Genomic DNA, 16877 nt, shown 5'->3' with positions numbered 1-16877 from the left:
TTTTTTAAGCCTTAAAAAAAATTATTTTTTATAAACATTCAGTCCTTGGATGAAGTTGATATCCACAGGGATACCTTTTTGATTCAAGCGATCTAAATCAGTTTGTAAACCGCTTGGGATTTTACCGTATTTCTCTACCAAGGCAGCCACGCCGTTGTAATCGCCGTTGCCCTGCAAAGTCAAAATCTCTTTTGATAAATCATTCATTGCAGTTTTTAGGTTTTCATAATTCAGGGTGTATGTGCCATCCGCATTTTGAGTAAATGCTTTTTTCTCTTTGAAATAATTGAAACGAATCATATTGGCGACCCCGTGTGCGCTGCTTGCACCAAATCTCACAGAGCGGAAAATACCAGCCATGAAAGTCGTCATATAATCTTTTATATCGCCTTCCAGTTCTTTTTTGTTAACTAATTGATTGACCATGTATAGACCTAAAATATCGGCCTTGCCTTCTTCTAGTGCAGAGGCGTGTTCTTTCAGGCTTTGGCGTACGCTTCCTTTGCCATTGATGGTGTTTTTGATGCCTAAACCGTGAGCTACTTCATGAAACATTGTATTCGCAAAAAATGCATCAAAGGTGACGTTCTTTCGCTGTTTTGGGTCAATTAAAAGCTCACTAATGGGTTTTAGAATTTTATCAAATTTTGCTCGCATCGCATTTTTGAGCTGTAGGCGGCGAGTTCCTTTCTCCAATTGTACGCGTTCATCATTAGGGAGGTTTATTGCAATTGTTTTACTCCCAGCATTACTATGCCCAGCATAATAAATCACATCATACGCATTTAAATCTGCATCACTGCCTGGTTTTTCTGCTTTGTACTCATTGGCGACAGGCAAATTAGTCTGCAATTCGGGCAAAAATTGAGCATATTTTTCTAATTTTTTGCTCCACTCTTGGTCTTTTACCAAAATATAAGCTTCGTGCGAGGCTTTGTAGCCAAATAATTGATCTTCATAAGTTTCGATAGGTCCTACTATAAAATCAAGGTGGTTGTCTTTCATGTTCATCCAAGCCAAATCACTCTCGTAGTAGTCATCAGTTCTTAGAGCTTGGGCACGTTTTAGCAAATAAGTTCTAAAATCTTTCGTTTCAGCAAATTGAGCCGCTTTTTCCATTAATTTTGCAGCTCGTTCGATTTCTTTAGGAAACATTTCATGGTAAGGAATCGTGTACAAATTCCCGTTCATATCTCTTCGCACAAAAGTGTAAAGACTTTTCCCGTCTTTTAAATTAGCTGCCTCAAACTCTTCTTTCGTCATATTTGTTGGGTAGAAATTGGCACCTGCTGGTTTTGCGCCAATTCCTTTGATGAACGGAGCATCATTATTTAGCCTATCCCAAGGCCCGTAATTGATGACTGCAAACTTTTCTTTATCTCCTTTTAGGTAGTTTAGCAGCGCCTCTTTTTTACCGTAAGCCTCATACCAAAAAAGTTCGTCCATGATTTTTGCTACTTCAAACAGGTAAGGCAGCATTTTCTGGTCGCCCTTGCTCAATTGGCTAGCATCGGTATTTAAAGTGAAATCGGCATACTTTTCAGGTTCAACTTTAGCCATTGAGATATCGTTTTTTTGTGTAGCACAACTGGTTAAAATAATAGCAGAAGCGATACTTGTAATATATTTTTTCATAATTTTTTTTTTCATAATTCGTTTAAACTTCAAATCAAATGTAAGAAATTATCTACTCAATTTGATGAAAAAACTAGCAACTTCTTGTTTAAACCAATCGATGGGCAAGGGATGAGCCATATCTTTTCTGATGTTAATATGAATTTTTGAAGGCTTAGAAAAATTTTCTAAAATAAAGTTAAAACTTTCCTGAGCCAAAACCACTTCATCTTGCCACCCGATGCAGATTTGCATCAAAGCCGTTTGATTTTGAGTATCAGGCAGATTGGGAATATGCTGGGCAAAAGACAATGCTGGATTGAAAAGTAAGGCTGGGATTTGCCATTGATTGGCAAGGAAGAAGCCAAGCAAACCGCCTGCACTGGAGCCGATGATGACGTCGTATTTTATGTTTTGGCCTAAAAACTTATTCAGAATTTCCAAATCGTTTTCATAATCCAATCGTGGCGCCGCTATCTGAGTTGAATATTGCTCTAAAACCTTTTGTCTATCAGCATGAAGTTTACTGTTTAACCCATGCAAATAAAGAATTTTCAACATTTTTTTTTAAGCCTTAAAAAATTTAAACCAAATTGGGAGTAATAGGCAAAGATTTCGCAGAATAATATTTCTGCTTTTTATCTAGCGAAAACTCAAAATCAATTTTGCCTAAATTTAATCCGCCCCAGCCTACTTGGTTGATGAGCACCGTTTTACCTTCAGTGTTTTTCATTTCCACGGGAGCAGGCAAAAAGGTATGGGTATGCCCTCCGATGATTAAATCAATATCTTTGGTTTGCTGAGCCAGTTTGGAATCATCAATTTTAGAAGAATCATATTTGAAGCCCAAATGTGAAAGGCAAATGATTAAATCACAATGCTTTTCTTTCAGTTTTTGAGTCATTTCTTGAGCGATTTCTACTGGATTTAGGTACTGCGTCTCTTGGTACAAATCCTTGGGAACCAACCCAGCGAAATCAATACCAAGCCCGAAGATCCCTACTCGGATGCCGTCTTTCACAAAAATTTGATAGGCTTTTGTTTTCCCTTCTAAAATGGTGTTTCTAAAATCGTAATTAGAGCAAATGAAACTAAAATCAGCGTGTTTCAATTGTTTTTCAAATCCTTGTAAGCCATTATCAAAATCATGATTACCCATAGTGCAGGCATCATATTTCATCTGAGACATTAGCTTAAACTCCAATTCTCCGCCAAAAAAATTGAAATAAGGCGTCCCTTGGAAGATGTCACCAGCATCCAATAGCAAAACATTTTTTTCTTGAGCCCGAATTCGCTCAATCAGAGTAGCACGGCGCGCAAAACCGCCACGGTTGCTGTATTTCTCGTTCTCAGAAGTCTCAAAAGGTTCTATGCGGCTGTGTTGGTCATTGGTATGTAAAATGCTTAATCTTTTCGTGCCAGACTTCGCCCAAGCTGGCATGGCGGGTAAAGTCGCAAAAGCTGTGGCAGCTAACGTTTGCTGAATAAAATGTCTTCTTTTCATTTTTTTTCTAAAAAAATTATCTGTAGCGTGGTGTTGTATTAATTCTTATTGTGTCTGATTTCTCAAAATATTGAATAAACAAATCTCTTAGTTTCAAATCAAGCGGATGAAGCTTTATCGGGTTCGCTAGAAAATCCATACCATCGCCACCCTTTTGCAAAAAATCGGTGGTCGCAATCGTGTAAGTTTTATTCACATCAAAAGGTTGATTTTTTATCAAAATATCAGAATCTTCACCTTGCCGAGCAAAGCTAAATCCTGCAATGGGGTGTCCTTTGCCTTTTCTCAAAAATTCAATCATTTCCTTGAATTTTTGCCCTGAAATTTCCACTACAACGACTTCATTCTCAAACGGCATCAGCTCATAAATTGACCGTACAGTTAGATTCCCTGGCGTGAAATTACGGCGCAAGCCACCACTATTGGTGAGCGCCGCATCAACTTCTTTACCATATTTTTTTTGGTAAACCTCATTCGCCACAGCCAGCAGCGCATCAGCACTCACGAGTGCTAAATTAGAGTTTAGCCCCTCTTTGTTTAGAATATAGGGATTGTACGTAATGACTTTATCCATCTGCGCATCCAATTGCTTTTTATACGGAGCAATGAGTTGCTGAGCATCTCTGTGAGGTGGAGTTAGCGAATCAATGCTGAATAGTTCTTTTTGTGGCGCAGCACTTTGATGCAAAACGGGGCGGCAAGAGAAAATGAAAATCAGAATAAATAAATAATTTACAGGGAATTTCATGAATTTATAATTTAAGGCAAAGATTGTATTTTTTTCTTATTTTTTAAAAAGCTTTAAAAAATATATTCTCAAAAATTTCTAAAGCCTTAAAAAAAAAAATCCTCTGCCCCAAAAAAAAATAAATTTGCATAATTCAAAAACGTAAAATACATTTGCGGGCAGGTTGGGAGAAGAGAAAAACCTCAACGGAAAATTTTTAACAAAAAAATAACGAAATTTTAACAAATGAAATTTGTGAGTTTCAAAATAAAGTGTAAACACACACACACACACACACAAATAATGAGCTAAACAACTCATTATCAGCAACTTATAATAATTTTTTGCTTCCCCTCGGGAGCGAACCGCAAAGCCGTGCAAGAAAATCTTGTGCGGTTTTTCTATTTTCACCTGTGTGAAAGTAGTAATTTCTTCAAAAAGAAGAGCCTCACGGGTTGGGGCTCTTTCTAAATGAAGAAGCAAGAAAACAGCAAAAATTTAATTAAGAAAAGAATAAATCAATAAAATATTAACCAAAAAAATTAAAACAAATGAAGAAATTATTACTTTCTTTCGTTGTATTGCCAGCGGTCTTAGCCACCGCTCAGGTGGGCATTAACACAGATACTCCAGAGGCGACATTAGATATTCGTGCTAAAGAAGACCAAAAAGGAGACCTGCGCATAGAAGGTGTTGAGGAGGAAAAATCTACCCAATGGCTTTTAGTTTGGAATGAAGAAGACCAAAAGGTGAAGCGCACAAGCCTCACAGACCTCAAATGGGATATAATAGTAGATAAAGGGAAAATAAATTATATCCGCGGTAAGCAGGCAACCAAAGCAGATAAGATCATCAATAAAATCAAACAATGTGCACCAGAAAACATAGTTTTTGATAAATTATTTGGTATCAGCGGCAAGCATGATTTTGTGTATTGTGCTACACCTGTAAGCGTAGACGGCTACAATAGAACATGGCTCAACCTCAACCTTGGTGCAGAATACGCCAACATAAATAGTCCTCATTTTGACCCTACCGTTAAAAAAACAGGCGCAACTATCCACAAGGACGAAAATCTTTACGGTTCATTATACCAATGGCAGAGAGCGAGTGATGGGCATGAGTTTAAGGATTCACCAACTACCACACAAAAAGCCAAAAGTTGGACAAACGCAGACAGTTCAGCAGGGAAGTTTATTATTGGAGACAGTAACTGGGTAGAGAATGCTAAAAATGCATCAGGTTCAGAATTAAGGTTGTGGCAAGCAGGAGGAGTTAATAACCCTTGCCCGTCTGGTTACCATGTTCCGACTTGGGAGGAGTGGTTAGAATTTCTCTTTGTTTCAAAAGATGTTAATAAAATAATGACACAGGATGAGTTGCCAAACCTTGCAGCTGCTGGCTACCAATACTTTATATATGGTTCACTGCACGACGACAAGGGTTCTGTCGGGGCCTACTGGACTAGCTCTGTTAACGACAAAGGCGATTACTACGTCGTTAATATCTTCTCCTTCAGCAGTAGTGATAAACACTCTGTATACAACGGCTACAACCAAGCTACCAGGCGTAGCGTGCGTTGTATTAAGGATGATAATTAAAAAGTAGCGTATAAAGAGAAAACAGGCGTGGTTTTATATAAAACCACGCCTGTTTTTTTTACCTAAGTTCAATTGTTATAAAAAAGCTAAGGGGTTTAGATTTCAAGGTTTTTTTTCTTTAAAAAAAATAATCAAATTCAGGTTTTGCATAAAGAATGTAACGAATAACTTTGCAAAATTGGTTTTTAAGTACTTATGTCTAAAAAAATACTTATTTTTACCCGCAGTTATTTTTAGTTATGCTAAACCCAAAATATCAAAATTTAATGAAGAGAACTTTCTAGTGCAGATGGTTCTTTCGCTTTTCTTATTAAACAATTGTAAAAATTAAAAACAAATGAATTTAAAAAAGTATATCAATAAAGGAATGAGTTTTCAGCAATATTATCAGCATATAGATGAGGTGATTGCCAATGGAAACAAAGAGGAAGCTACTTACCCTTATTATGAGCTAAACAAAACTAGAATAGAGCGTTTGCAAAAGAAATTTGAAGTTTCTGAAGAAAATCTTGAAAAAATTAAAGGCTTAAAAAATTTAATTTATTTAGTTGTAATTACAGAAGGTTGGTGCGGAGATGCTGCACAGATTTTGCCGATAATAGAAGGAATTTGCGCTCAAAGTGATTTCATAGAAGCGAGAATCGTGCTGAGAGATGAAAACACAGATTTGATGCAAGAATATTTGACCAACGGGAATCAATCGATCCCGATAGTAATAGGAATAGATGAAAGTGGCGAAGAAAAATTCCACTGGGGGCCACGGCCAGCTTGGGCTGATGAAATACTGAAAGCTTATAAAAATGATGAGATTTCAAAAAGTGATTTTCTAATTCAGATTCAAAAAAAGTACAATCAAGATAAAGGTAAATCTATTGAAAATGAATTAATTGAATTGATGTTGAGGTGAGAAAAGTATTTCTGTTTAGTTTGTTGCTATTATTTTTCAGTTGTGGAACAAAATCTGAAAAAATACGATTGACAAAAGAAGATTTAAACTTAGTTTTGACTGATTTAGCTGGGAATCACACAAATTTAGCTGATGCCTACGGGGAAGTGATATTTCTCAATTACTGGGCGAGTTGGTGCCCGCCGTGTCGTGCAGAAATGCCATCGGTACAGCAACTTTATCATCATTACAAAGACCAGATAAAATTTGTTTTCATCAGTTTAGAAGAACCAGTGGAAGATTCAAAAAATTATCTCGAGCAGGGAGGTTTCAGTTTTCCATCGCATCAGGTGGAATCAGTCATTCCGACAAAAATTAAGCCTGCCAGTTTGCCTACGACTTTGATTATCAGTAAAAATGGAACTGTAGAATTAAAAAAAGGAGGCGCTAGGGATTGGAACCAAAAAGATGTTTATGAATTACTCGACAGCCTAATTCAAAAAAAATGAAGTTTGAGTTAAAAATAAAATCAGCTTGGAATAATTTTTGAATTTCACACCAATAGATTGTCAAAAAAAATATTGAATGAGTAGAAGTAGATTATTATACCAAATTTGGAGAAATAGAAAAGATATGGACTCAAACCTTATCAAAAGCCGATTACAAGCATTGTCTCGCATGATACCTTTAATTTATAAAGGCGAGTACAAGCCCAAAAGTAATATAAACATCATTATAGGAGTTGTAGCGACTTTGTATGCAGTTTCTCCATTGGATTTTATTCCTGAAATTGTAGCAGGACCTTTTGGTCTACTTGATGATTTTTTCATTTTAGGCTATGGGTTGAAGCGAATTAACGCTGAAATAGAAAATTTCTTGGCGTGGGAAGATCAACAGAAAAAAATTATTCTTCAGCATTAAATTTTTAAAGGCTTAAAAAAAAATATTTTTTGATACAAAAATCATAAATTTCGATTGTTGAGAGCAACGTAAATCAAAGACTGATAAGTAAAACAGGGATCACTTCCGTTGAATGGTTGAATACTTTATCTCTGCCGCTATCTCCACCGTTGCGAAATCAAAGCTTTACAAAAGAAAGTTGAAAAATAATAAGAAAATGAAAAAATTTTATAACCAATTACTAGAAAATAATAAAAACTGGGTAAAAAGTGTGATAGATAAATCGCCTGATTTCTTCAGCGATTTATCTAAAGGGCAGCAGCCGCCTGTGCTATGGATAGGCTGTGCAGATAGCAGGGTTCCTGCCAATCAAATCATCGGAGCCAAGCCAGGCGAAGTTTTTGTGCACAGAAACATTGCCAATATGATTGTTCATACCGATATGAATATGCTTTCAATATTAGATTACGCTGTGAATAGTTTGAAAATCAAGCATATAATTGTTTGTGGACACTATGGTTGCGGTGGCGTAAAAGCCGCAATGGGCAAAGATTCTGTTGGGATTATAGATAATTGGCTCAGGCACATTAAAGATGTTTATCGTCTGCATCAAGCTGAATTAGAGCAAATCAAAGATAAGGAAGAAAAATGGGACAGATTTGTGGAGCTGAATGTGGAAGAGCAGGTGTATGATTTGGCTAAAACCAGTATTGTACAAAGTGCTTGGAAAAATGAGCAAGAGCTGGGTTTACATGGTTGGGTTTATAATATCAAAGATGGTTTAATTAAAGACTTGGGGTTAAATATCTATAACGATGAAGAATTGGAAGATGTCTATAAATTAAATATTTAAAAATTTATAATAAAAAATTTTTAAAGGCTTGAAAAAAACCACAAGCCTTTTTTTTTATTTTCGTAAATGGAATGAGAAAAGGAACTTTAATTGTGGTGGTAGGCCCCACAGCGATAGGAAAAACGAAGTTGGCTATTGATATTGCTCAGAATTTTGATGCCGAAATAATTTCATCAGACAGTCGCCAATTCTACCAAGAAATGGAAATCGGGACAGCTGTACCATCTCAGGAAGAGTTAGCCGCAATCAAGCATCATTTCATCCAACACATTTCGATTGTAAAAGATTATTCTGTAGGTGATTTTGAGCGAGAAGCGTTGGAGTTTATACAAGAGTATTTTGAGAAAAAAGAAATTCTAGTCATGGTCGGCGGCTCTGGATTGTATGAAAAAGCAGTGACACAAGGCTTGGATAATTTCCCAGAAATTCCTGCTGAGATTAGAACTAGGCTGAACCAAGAATTATCGAGATTTGGGCTTGAAAAATTGCAAAAAGAATTAGCTGAAAAAGATTCAATGTATTTTTCAAAAATTGATGAAAATAATCCGCAGCGCGTGATTCGTGCACTGGAAATAATCAGAGGTAGTGGTAAGACTTATTCTTCATTTTTAAATCAAAAGAAAAAAGCACGAGATTTTGATGTTATTAAAATCGGATTGACCGCTGAACGAGAAATGATTTATGAGCGAATTAACCAGCGCGTGGACGTGATGATGAAAAATGGTTTGCTGGGAGAAGTGAAAAAATTGTATGGATTTAAAGCTTTAAATGCTTTACAAACTGTCGGTTACCGAGAATTATTTGCTTATTTTGAAGGCGAATATGACTTGAATTTTGCCATCGAAGAAATCAAAAAAAATACTCGAAGATTTGCCAAAAGACAACTCACTTGGTATCGCAAAGATAATCTGGTACAATGGTTTGATTTTAGAAATAAAGAATTGGTAATTAATTATTTAAATAAAAAAATGCAATTTTAGCCTATTTTGGAACCATTTTTCACTGCACGTTCTGGCATCAATAACACGACGTTTTGATTTTCTCAAAATCAGACCATTTGATTGTCATTATGATATAATTTAAAATTATCCTGTTGCAACCATTTCCATCAAAATTGCGCAAATCAAGGCTCCGTATGTGCCAAGTGCATAGCCCAATACTGCCATTAAAACTCCGACTGATGCCAAACTTGGGTTGAACGCAGATGCGACAATAGGTGCACTTGCTGCTCCTCCTACATTGGCTTGAGAGCCTACCGCTACAAAGAAAAATGGAGCCTTTATCATCTTGGCAACAAGCAAAAGAATAATGACATGCACAAGCATCCAAGTAAGTCCAATTAGGAATAATCCGATATTGTCTTTATCAAATATTTGAGCCAAATCCATTTTCATTCCTATCGTTGCTACTAAAACGTAAATAAAAACGGAGCCCCAACGCGTAGCGCCTACGCCTTCTAATTTTCTTGCACTTGTAAAAGACAATGCTAGACCAATAGTTGTAGCAATGACCACCAGCCAGAAGAATCCGCTCGCCAAAGACTGTAGATTCATATTTTTTAAACTCTCAATTCGCTCTTCCATAAATGGTGTAATTATATCTGCGCCCCAGTGCGCAAGCGCAACTCCTCCGAAGGCGACTGCCATCAAGATAAAAACTTCTGTCGTTGTAGGAATCTTTTTAACCGATGCATTGTAATCTTCCATCCTTTTTTCCAAATCCAAAATAGCTGTATTGTCAGCTTTTAATAATCGATTGGCTTTATCGCGAATATTTGCACCGTATAATAAGAACCCCATCCATATATTTGCGACAATCACGTCCACCACAATCATAATCCCAAAAATATTATCCGCAACCTCAAAAACTTCTTTCATGGCAGTTTGGTTAGCTCCACCACCAATCCAACTTCCAGCAATTGTAGACATCCCTCGCCAAAGCTCATTTACTGATAAATTGCTAGGAATCAAGCTAGGAAATAAATATTCTATAACCAAAAGAGCAATTGGCCCTCCTAAAATTATTCCAATCGTTCCTGCCAGAAACATAATGATTGCTTTGGGGCCTAACCGCATGATTCCTTTAAAATCAATTCCTAAACATAACAAAATTAATGCTGCGGGTAGCAAATAGCGAGATGCAACGTAATATAATTGTGAAACTTCACCATCTACCAAGCCCAAAGGCCATTTGAGCAATGCTGGCACGAAATAACATAACAAAAGTGAAGGCACATAAGTGAAAAATTTAACCCAAAAAGGTTTTTTAGACGATTCTAGATAAAAAATAATAGCTAAAACGGCCATTAATAATCCTAAAACGATAGCGTCATTTGTGAAATAAGCTTGCATCAAAAATTTTTTAAGGCTTTGAAAATAAATAAAATTTTTTAACCAATATTAGCCCAGCCAATTTTTTTCAAATGATATTTTTCAAAAAAATATTTAATATTTTGATTTTCATTGTTTTGCAGTAGAGGGTCTGAATCAAAAACTTTTTCAGCAGCGAGACGCGCAGCAAGGAAGATTTCTTTATCTTGATTTAAATCAGCTATTTTCAATTCCAAAAGCCCGCTTTGTTGTGTGCCCATTACGTTCCCAGGGCCACGCAATTCCAAATCTACTTCAGAAATTCGGAAGCCATCATTGGTTTCGCACATTGTAGAAATTCGCCGAAATGCCGTTTCATTCAACTGGTCTTTTGTCATCAAAATGCAATAACTTTGCTCGCTACCACGCCCCACGCGCCCTCGCAATTGGTGCAGTTGAGATAAACCAAATTTCTCTGCACTTTCAATTACCATAATGCTGGCATTAGGAACATTTACCCCGACTTCTATCACCGTTGTAGCAACCATGATGTCTGTTTCGCCATTTACAAATCGTTGCATCTCATGCTCTTTTGCATCAGGGTGCATTTGCCCGTGTACAATGCTCACGGCATATTTGGGTAGAGGGAAATAACGAGAAACGCTCTCAAATCCGTCCATTAAATCTTTATAATCCATTTTATCTGACTCCTGAATCAGTGGATAGACGATATATGCCTGCCGACCTTTGGAAATTTCAGAAGCAATAAAGTTAAATACAGCTAGGCGGTCTTGGTCTTTTCGGTGAACAGTTTTGATGGGTTTACGACCTGCTGGAAGCTCATCAATAGTAGAAACATCTAAGTCCCCATACAATGTCATCGCCAAAGTCCTAGGGATTGGCGTGGCTGTCATGATTAAGATATGCGGAGGCTTTTTACCTTTCCTCCATAATTTTGCCCGTTGAGCCACGCCAAATCGGTGCTGTTCATCAACAATGGCTAAACCCAAATTCTTGAATTTCACTTTTTCTTCAATCAGAGCATGTGTTCCTACCAAAATTGAAAGTTCTCCATTTTCTAAATTTTCATGAATAATTTTTCGCTCTTTCCTCGATGTAGAACCCGTTAATAAGGCAATGCTAAGCCCAATTTTATCAGCTTGATTTTTTAAGCCATCAAAGTGTTGTTGCGCTAAAATTTCGGTCGGAGCCATCAGTAGCGACTGAAACCCGTTGTCGGCAGCCATTAGCATGCAGAGAAAAGCTACAATCGTTTTCCCACTACCTACGTCGCCTTGTAGTAAGCGATTCATTTGCTGCTCTTTACCTAAGTCAGAGCGAATTTCTTTTATTACTCTCTTCTGTGCAGAAGTTAATTCAAAATCCAAATGCTTATGATAAAACGTATTGAAATAATCACCAATTTCTAGAAAAGCATGTGAGCGATAATTTCTTTTACCGATGATTTTCTGCACAAGCAGAGAAAGATGTAGAAAGAAAAACTCTTCAAATTTTAGTCGTCGGCGAGCCTGCTCAAGCGAATGAATGTCAGGCGGAAAATGAATCCACTCAAAAGCTGTTTCTCTTTTGATTAAATTATAATTCTTTAAAATGGAATGAGATAAATTTTCCCGAATGTAGCCACGCGCTAGATTTAGAGCCTCGGTCATGATTTTTTGCCAAACTCGTGTAGAAATCCCTTTTTTCTGAATTTTTTCGGTGGAAGGGTAAACGGGCTCCAATATTCCCTCCAATTTTTCTTTAGGGTTAAAAAGTTTCAATTCAGGATGAGTAAAACTGATTTTCTGATTGAATAGCTGCGGCTTACCAAATAAAATGACGTGCTGGTTGAGCAATTCTTTAATTTTATTTTTTTGCCAATCGCTGGTTTTAAACCATACTAAATCCACACGTCCCGTTGCGTCGATTAGCTCAGCTGAGAGTCTTTTTTTTCCTCCTTCGCCCAATTCTTTAAGATTTTGAAGCCTACCAATTATTTGTAAATCAGTGCTAGTAGAATTAATTTCAGCAATGCGATGAAACTGCGTCTTATCCACATACCGAAATGGGAAATGATAAAGCAAATTTCGAAGTTGAGAAATTTTCAGTTCATTTCTTAGAATCTCGGCACGTGCTGGCCCCACGCCAGAAATGTAATCGATAGGAGTGTAAAGCGGATTGTTCACTTCACAAAAATAATTAATTCACCAAGTTAGCAAGAAATTTTGAAATAGCTACATAGAATTTTTTAAGCCTTTAAAAAATAAGATAAATATTTGGTTTAATAAAATTGTTTATTGCGGAGGAAATTATATTTTTGCAGAAAATTGAATAGAAGATATTATGTACTGGACATTAGAATTAGCATCTTATTTAAGTGACGCTCCTTGGCCGGCAACGAAAGACGAATTAATCGATTACGCCATTCGTACAGGAGCACCCTTGGAGGTGGTTGAAAATTTACAGTCAATTGAAGATGAAGGGGAATCCTATGAGGCCATTCAAGAAATTTGGTCAGATTACCCAGCAGAAGATGACTTCCTCTGGAATGAAGACGAATATTAATTAAAAAAGAACCCTCAAGGCGAGGGTTTTTTTAATTTTAAATTAACTTATGTTACCTTTGTGGGAATAGACCACAGATTATAATTTTTATATGGGATTTTTAGATAAGATATTAAAGGGTTTTTTGGGCAATAAAAATGAGAAAGATGTCAAAGAACTTAGAAAAGTAGTTGATGAAATTTTAGCTGCAGAAAAGGAGATTGAAAAACTTTCTATCGATGAAATAAGAGAAAAAACAGCTTCTTTTAAAGCAAAAATAAAAGAAGCTACTCAAAAGCAAACGGATGAAATCAATGCGTTGAAACGCCAAGCTGAGGAATCTGAAAATGTGAGCGAGAAAGATGAAATTTTCAATAAAATTGACCAACTCAATCAAGATAAATATAAAATTGAGGAAAGTGTCTTAAATGAAATTTTGCCACAAGCCTATGCTTTAGTGAAGGAAACGGCTAAAAGATTTTATAAAGAAGACCAAATTATAGTTAAAGCAACTCCGTTTGATCGCCAACTCTCAGGCAAGAAAGATTATGTAAGCCTGAAAGGAGATGACCAAGCTGTATGGCAAACCTCTTGGAATGCAGCTGGGAAGGCGGTGGAATGGGATATGGTTCACTACGATGTTCAGTTAATCGGTGGTACAGTTTTGCACCAAGGTAAAATTGCTGAAATGCAAACGGGTGAAGGTAAAACGTTGGTAGCTACGTTGCCGTTGTATCTTAATGCGTTGACGGGGCGAGGGGTTCATGTGATTACGGTAAATGATTACTTGGCACGCCGTGATGCTTCATGGATTGGTCCTCTTATGGAATTCCATGGATTGAGCGTGGATTGTATAGATAATCACCAACCTAATTCTGAAGGAAGAAAAGAAGCTTATAAAAAAGATATTATCTACGGAACAAATAATGAGTTTGGTTTTGATTATTTGCGGGATAATATGGCGACTTCTACCGATAAATTGGTGCAACAGGAGCTAAATTATGCTGTGATAGATGAGGTGGATTCTGTTTTGATAGATGATGCGAGAACACCGCTGATAATTTCAGGGCCAGTTCCACAAGGCGATAGACAGGAATTTGATCAACTTAAACCAAATATTGAAACCTTGGTCAATGCACAACGAAAAGAACTTTCACAGTCGCTGAACGACGCTAAAAAAATATGGAAAAACGGTGATAAAAAAGCAGCTGGTTTTGAATTGATGAAAGTGTATCGTGGCTTGCCCAAGTACAAACCATTGATTAAATTTTTGAGTGAAGAAGGGGTAAGAACTCAGTTGCAAAAAACAGAGGCTTATTACATGCAAGACAATAATCGAGAAATGCATAAAATTGATGAACATTTGTATTTCACGATTGATGAAAAAAACAATCAAATTAATCTTACCGATAAAGGAATTGATAAATTAACACAAGGTTCTTCTGACCCTTCATTCTTTATTTTGCCAGATATTACGACAGAAATTGCGAAGATTGAACAAAAAAATCTTTCGCAGGAAGAAGAGCATGAAGAAAAAGAAAAATTCTTCAGAGATTTTGCCATTAAATCAGAGCGGATTCATACCATGAATCAACTTTTGAAAGCTTATACCTTGTTTGAAAAAGATGTAGAATACGTGGTGATGGAAGATCAGGTGAAAATCGTGGATGAACAAACTGGTCGAATCATGGATGGACGAAGATACTCTGACGGTTTGCATCAAGCGATAGAAGCAAAAGAAAATGTGAAAATCGAAGCAGCAACCCAAACTTTTGCAACAATTACATTGCAAAACTACTTCAGAATGTACAATAAACTTTCTGGAATGACGGGGACTGCAGAAACTGAAGCTGGTGAATTCTGGGAAATTTATAAACTAGACGTGATTGCAATCCCTACAAATCGCCCCATTGCACGAGATGACCGCCAAGATTTGATTTATAAAACCAATCGGGAGAAATATAATGCGGTGATAGAAGAAATTTTACATCTGTCTCAAGAACAAAAAAGACCAGTATTGGTGGGTACAACCTCTGTAGAAGTTTCTGAATTTTTGTCGCGTTCACTGCAAATGAGAAAAATCCCACATAATGTCTTGAACGCAAAATTACATAAGCAAGAAGCAGACGTAGTGGCTCAAGCTGGCCAGCCAGGGAAAATCACGATCGCAACTAATATGGCAGGGCGAGGTACAGATATTAAATTAATAGAAGAAGTAAAAGATGCGGGCGGTTTAGCAATCATTGGTACAGAAAGACATGACTCCAGGCGAGTAGACAGACAGTTGAGAGGACGCTCAGGAAGGCAAGGAGACCCAGGGAGTTCACAATTCTTTGTCTCTTTAGAAGACAGCTTAATGCGTTTGTTTGGCTCCGAAAAAATCTCCAAATTAATGGATCGAATGGGGCATAAAGAAGGCGATGTGTTACAACATTCGATGGTTTCTAAATCTATTGAAAGAGCGCAGAAAAAAGTTGAAGAGAATAACTTTGGTATCAGAAAAAGATTACTAGAATACGATGACGTGATGAACCGCCAGCGAGAGGTCATCTATACCCGTAGGCGTAATGCACTCAACGGAGAAAGATTGGATACAGATATCGCCAATATGATTTATGATACAAGTGCCGCAATTGTAGGAGAACACAAGGCTAGTGGCAAGTTTCAAGACTTTAAGCTAGACTTAATCAATTACTTCACTATGGAATCGCCCGTGAGTGAAGAGGAATTTAAAACTACACAAACAAATAAATTAGTGGAAGCCGTTTTTCAAGCAGCAATGGAAGATTATAAAATCAAATTCAAGACTACTGCAGAAAAAGCCTATCCAGTCATTGCTAATGTTTTTGAGAACAATGGGCAGAACTTTAAGCGAATTCAAATTCCTTTTTCAGATGGAAACAAGAACTTGATGGTGATAACTGATTTAGAAGAAGCGTATCATTCTCATGGTAAAAAACTGATGAAAGATTTTGAAAAAAACATCACCTTAGCATTGATAGACGAGCATTGGAAAGAACACTTGAGAGATATGGATGATCTTCGCCGTTCGGTTCAGAATGTGACTTATGAACAAAAAGATCCACTGGTGGTTTATAAAGAGGAATCTTTTTATATGTTCCGAAATATGATTGATACGATAAATAGAGAAGTCGTTTCTTTCTTATTCAAAGGTGAATTACCAGCACCAGACCCCGAGCAAATTCAGCGTACAAGAAAAGAAAGAGAAGAGAAAATGCAGATGAGCAGGGGAGAGGACATGAGTGAAGCACAACAGCAGCAACAGCAAGTGGCAGACCGTCAGCAGCAGCCTGAACCACAGCAAATTCAGCCTCGCTACGTGATGAAAATTGGTCGAAATGAAGTGGTACGTATAAGAAACGTACAAACCAATCAAGTAGAGGAAGTTAAATACAAAAAAGCAGAGCCACTGATTGATTCTGGCGAATGGGTTATGGATAATGAATAATTATATAAAAAATTTTAAGGCTTAGAAAAAAATCACAGAAAAGACTTTTTTTGATTCCCTAAGGATTAGAATACTAAAAAAAGAATAAATTTCTCTAATGAAATTATCTGAAAATTAATCGGGGGCATGAGTTGTAAAATTCTCTTTCTACGGAGATATGTTTTTAAGAGCTCATCAACCATCTGCAAAATTTTTTAAGCCTTAAAAAAAATACCTTCAAGCATCAGTTGAAGGTATTTTTTATAGAATTTATTTTAAACTTATTATCAGTTATTTGTGTATTATTTTTTTTAAAAAAAATTAATTTTATAATTAAAATCCGATAGTACATTCTATACTATAGCATTATTGCTTTTATATTGCTTGATGTTTGAATTTTATTTTCTCTTTATGTTGAAAAAATATAATTGTAATTAATGCTTCAGATTTATACTTTCTCATTTATTTTGTTCACGAACAAAACTACACTT

Annotated in this window: 14 protein-coding genes; 8 read left to right on the top strand and 6 right to left on the bottom strand. The window is 36.5% G+C overall.

Annotated elements, in window-relative coordinates; translation table 11 throughout:
- Nucleotides 1-21 precede the first annotated feature (21 nt).
- From QOX03_RS05445 to QOX03_RS05430, 4 genes are read right to left on the bottom strand one after another with little or no spacing between them, the layout of a single operon-like run.
- The gene (locus QOX03_RS05445; RefSeq protein WP_283670339.1) at nucleotides 22-1635 is read right to left on the bottom strand and encodes a DUF8614 domain-containing protein; all 1614 of its coding nucleotides are present in this window, start codon (nucleotides 1633-1635) and stop codon (nucleotides 22-24) included.
- A 48-nt stretch (nucleotides 1636-1683) separates the two neighbouring features.
- Nucleotides 1684-2175 (bottom strand): YqiA/YcfP family alpha/beta fold hydrolase, encoded by a 492-nt coding sequence (locus QOX03_RS05440; protein WP_283670338.1) that lies wholly within the window; start codon nucleotides 2173-2175, stop codon nucleotides 1684-1686.
- 22 nt (nucleotides 2176-2197) lie between these two features.
- On the bottom strand, nucleotides 2198-3118 hold the full coding sequence (locus tag QOX03_RS05435; protein WP_283670337.1) for a bifunctional metallophosphatase/5'-nucleotidase: 921 nt from the start codon (nucleotides 3116-3118) through the stop codon (nucleotides 2198-2200).
- A 16-nt stretch (nucleotides 3119-3134) separates the two neighbouring features.
- Nucleotides 3135-3866 (bottom strand): 5'-nucleotidase C-terminal domain-containing protein, encoded by a 732-nt coding sequence (locus QOX03_RS05430; protein WP_283670336.1) that lies wholly within the window; start codon nucleotides 3864-3866, stop codon nucleotides 3135-3137.
- 530 nt (nucleotides 3867-4396) lie between these two features.
- On the opposite strand from QOX03_RS05430, the gene QOX03_RS05425 reads away from it, so the two are divergent.
- The 6 genes from QOX03_RS05425 to miaA all read left to right on the top strand — a co-directional run bounded on the left by QOX03_RS05425 (nucleotide 4397) and on the right by miaA (nucleotide 9065).
- Entirely contained in the window at nucleotides 4397-5446 is a 1050-nt protein-coding gene (locus QOX03_RS05425; RefSeq protein WP_283670335.1) for a fibrobacter succinogenes major paralogous domain-containing protein, read from the top strand.
- Nucleotides 5447-5783: 337 nt separating this feature from the next.
- On the top strand, nucleotides 5784-6353 hold the full coding sequence (locus QOX03_RS05420; protein ID WP_283670334.1) for a thioredoxin family protein: 570 nt from the start codon (nucleotides 5784-5786) through the stop codon (nucleotides 6351-6353).
- Nucleotides 6350-6841, top strand: coding sequence for a TlpA family protein disulfide reductase (locus QOX03_RS05415; RefSeq protein ID WP_165846453.1), 492 nt, complete (start codon nucleotides 6350-6352; stop codon nucleotides 6839-6841). Before QOX03_RS05420 ends, QOX03_RS05415 begins: the two co-directional genes overlap by 4 nt.
- Nucleotides 6842-6917: 76 nt before the next feature.
- The gene (locus tag QOX03_RS05410; RefSeq protein WP_283670333.1) at nucleotides 6918-7253 is read left to right on the top strand and encodes a YkvA family protein; all 336 of its coding nucleotides are present in this window, start codon (nucleotides 6918-6920) and stop codon (nucleotides 7251-7253) included.
- 196 nt (nucleotides 7254-7449) lie between these two features.
- A complete protein-coding gene (can, locus tag QOX03_RS05405) occupies nucleotides 7450-8085 on the top strand; it encodes a carbonate dehydratase (RefSeq protein ID WP_119058593.1) in 636 nt (211 codons plus the stop codon).
- A 71-nt stretch (nucleotides 8086-8156) separates the two neighbouring features.
- The gene (miaA, locus tag QOX03_RS05400; protein ID WP_283670332.1) at nucleotides 8157-9065 is read left to right on the top strand and encodes a tRNA (adenosine(37)-N6)-dimethylallyltransferase MiaA; all 909 of its coding nucleotides are present in this window, start codon (nucleotides 8157-8159) and stop codon (nucleotides 9063-9065) included.
- Between the two features lie 105 nt (nucleotides 9066-9170).
- Here miaA and QOX03_RS05395 read toward each other — a convergent pair whose 3' ends face one another.
- Entirely contained in the window at nucleotides 9171-10436 is a 1266-nt protein-coding gene (locus tag QOX03_RS05395) for a DUF819 family protein (protein WP_283670331.1), read from the bottom strand.
- Nucleotides 10437-10474: 38 nt separating this feature from the next.
- Nucleotides 10475-12580, bottom strand: coding sequence for an ATP-dependent DNA helicase RecG (gene recG / locus QOX03_RS05390; protein ID WP_283670330.1), 2106 nt, complete (start codon nucleotides 12578-12580; stop codon nucleotides 10475-10477).
- Nucleotides 12581-12737: 157 nt separating this feature from the next.
- Here recG and QOX03_RS05385 point away from each other — a divergent pair, with 157 nt between their 5' ends.
- Both QOX03_RS05385 and secA read left to right on the top strand, forming a co-directional pair.
- Nucleotides 12738-12959 carry a DUF2795 domain-containing protein gene (locus tag QOX03_RS05385; RefSeq protein ID WP_119058459.1) on the top strand — a complete coding sequence of 74 codons (222 nt, stop codon included), beginning with the start codon at nucleotides 12738-12740 and terminating at the stop codon, nucleotides 12957-12959.
- 91 nt (nucleotides 12960-13050) lie between these two features.
- A complete protein-coding gene (gene secA / locus QOX03_RS05380; protein WP_283670329.1) occupies nucleotides 13051-16407 on the top strand; it encodes a preprotein translocase subunit SecA in 3357 nt (1118 codons plus the stop codon).
- Nucleotides 16408-16877 lie beyond the last annotated feature (470 nt).

It is taken from the genome of Candidatus Ornithobacterium hominis (assembly GCF_951229915.1).
GTDB lineage: Bacteria > Bacteroidota > Bacteroidia > Flavobacteriales > Weeksellaceae > Ornithobacterium > Ornithobacterium hominis.
Note: the sequence above shows the minus strand (reverse complement) of the source record. Positions and strands in the feature narration are given on the sequence as shown.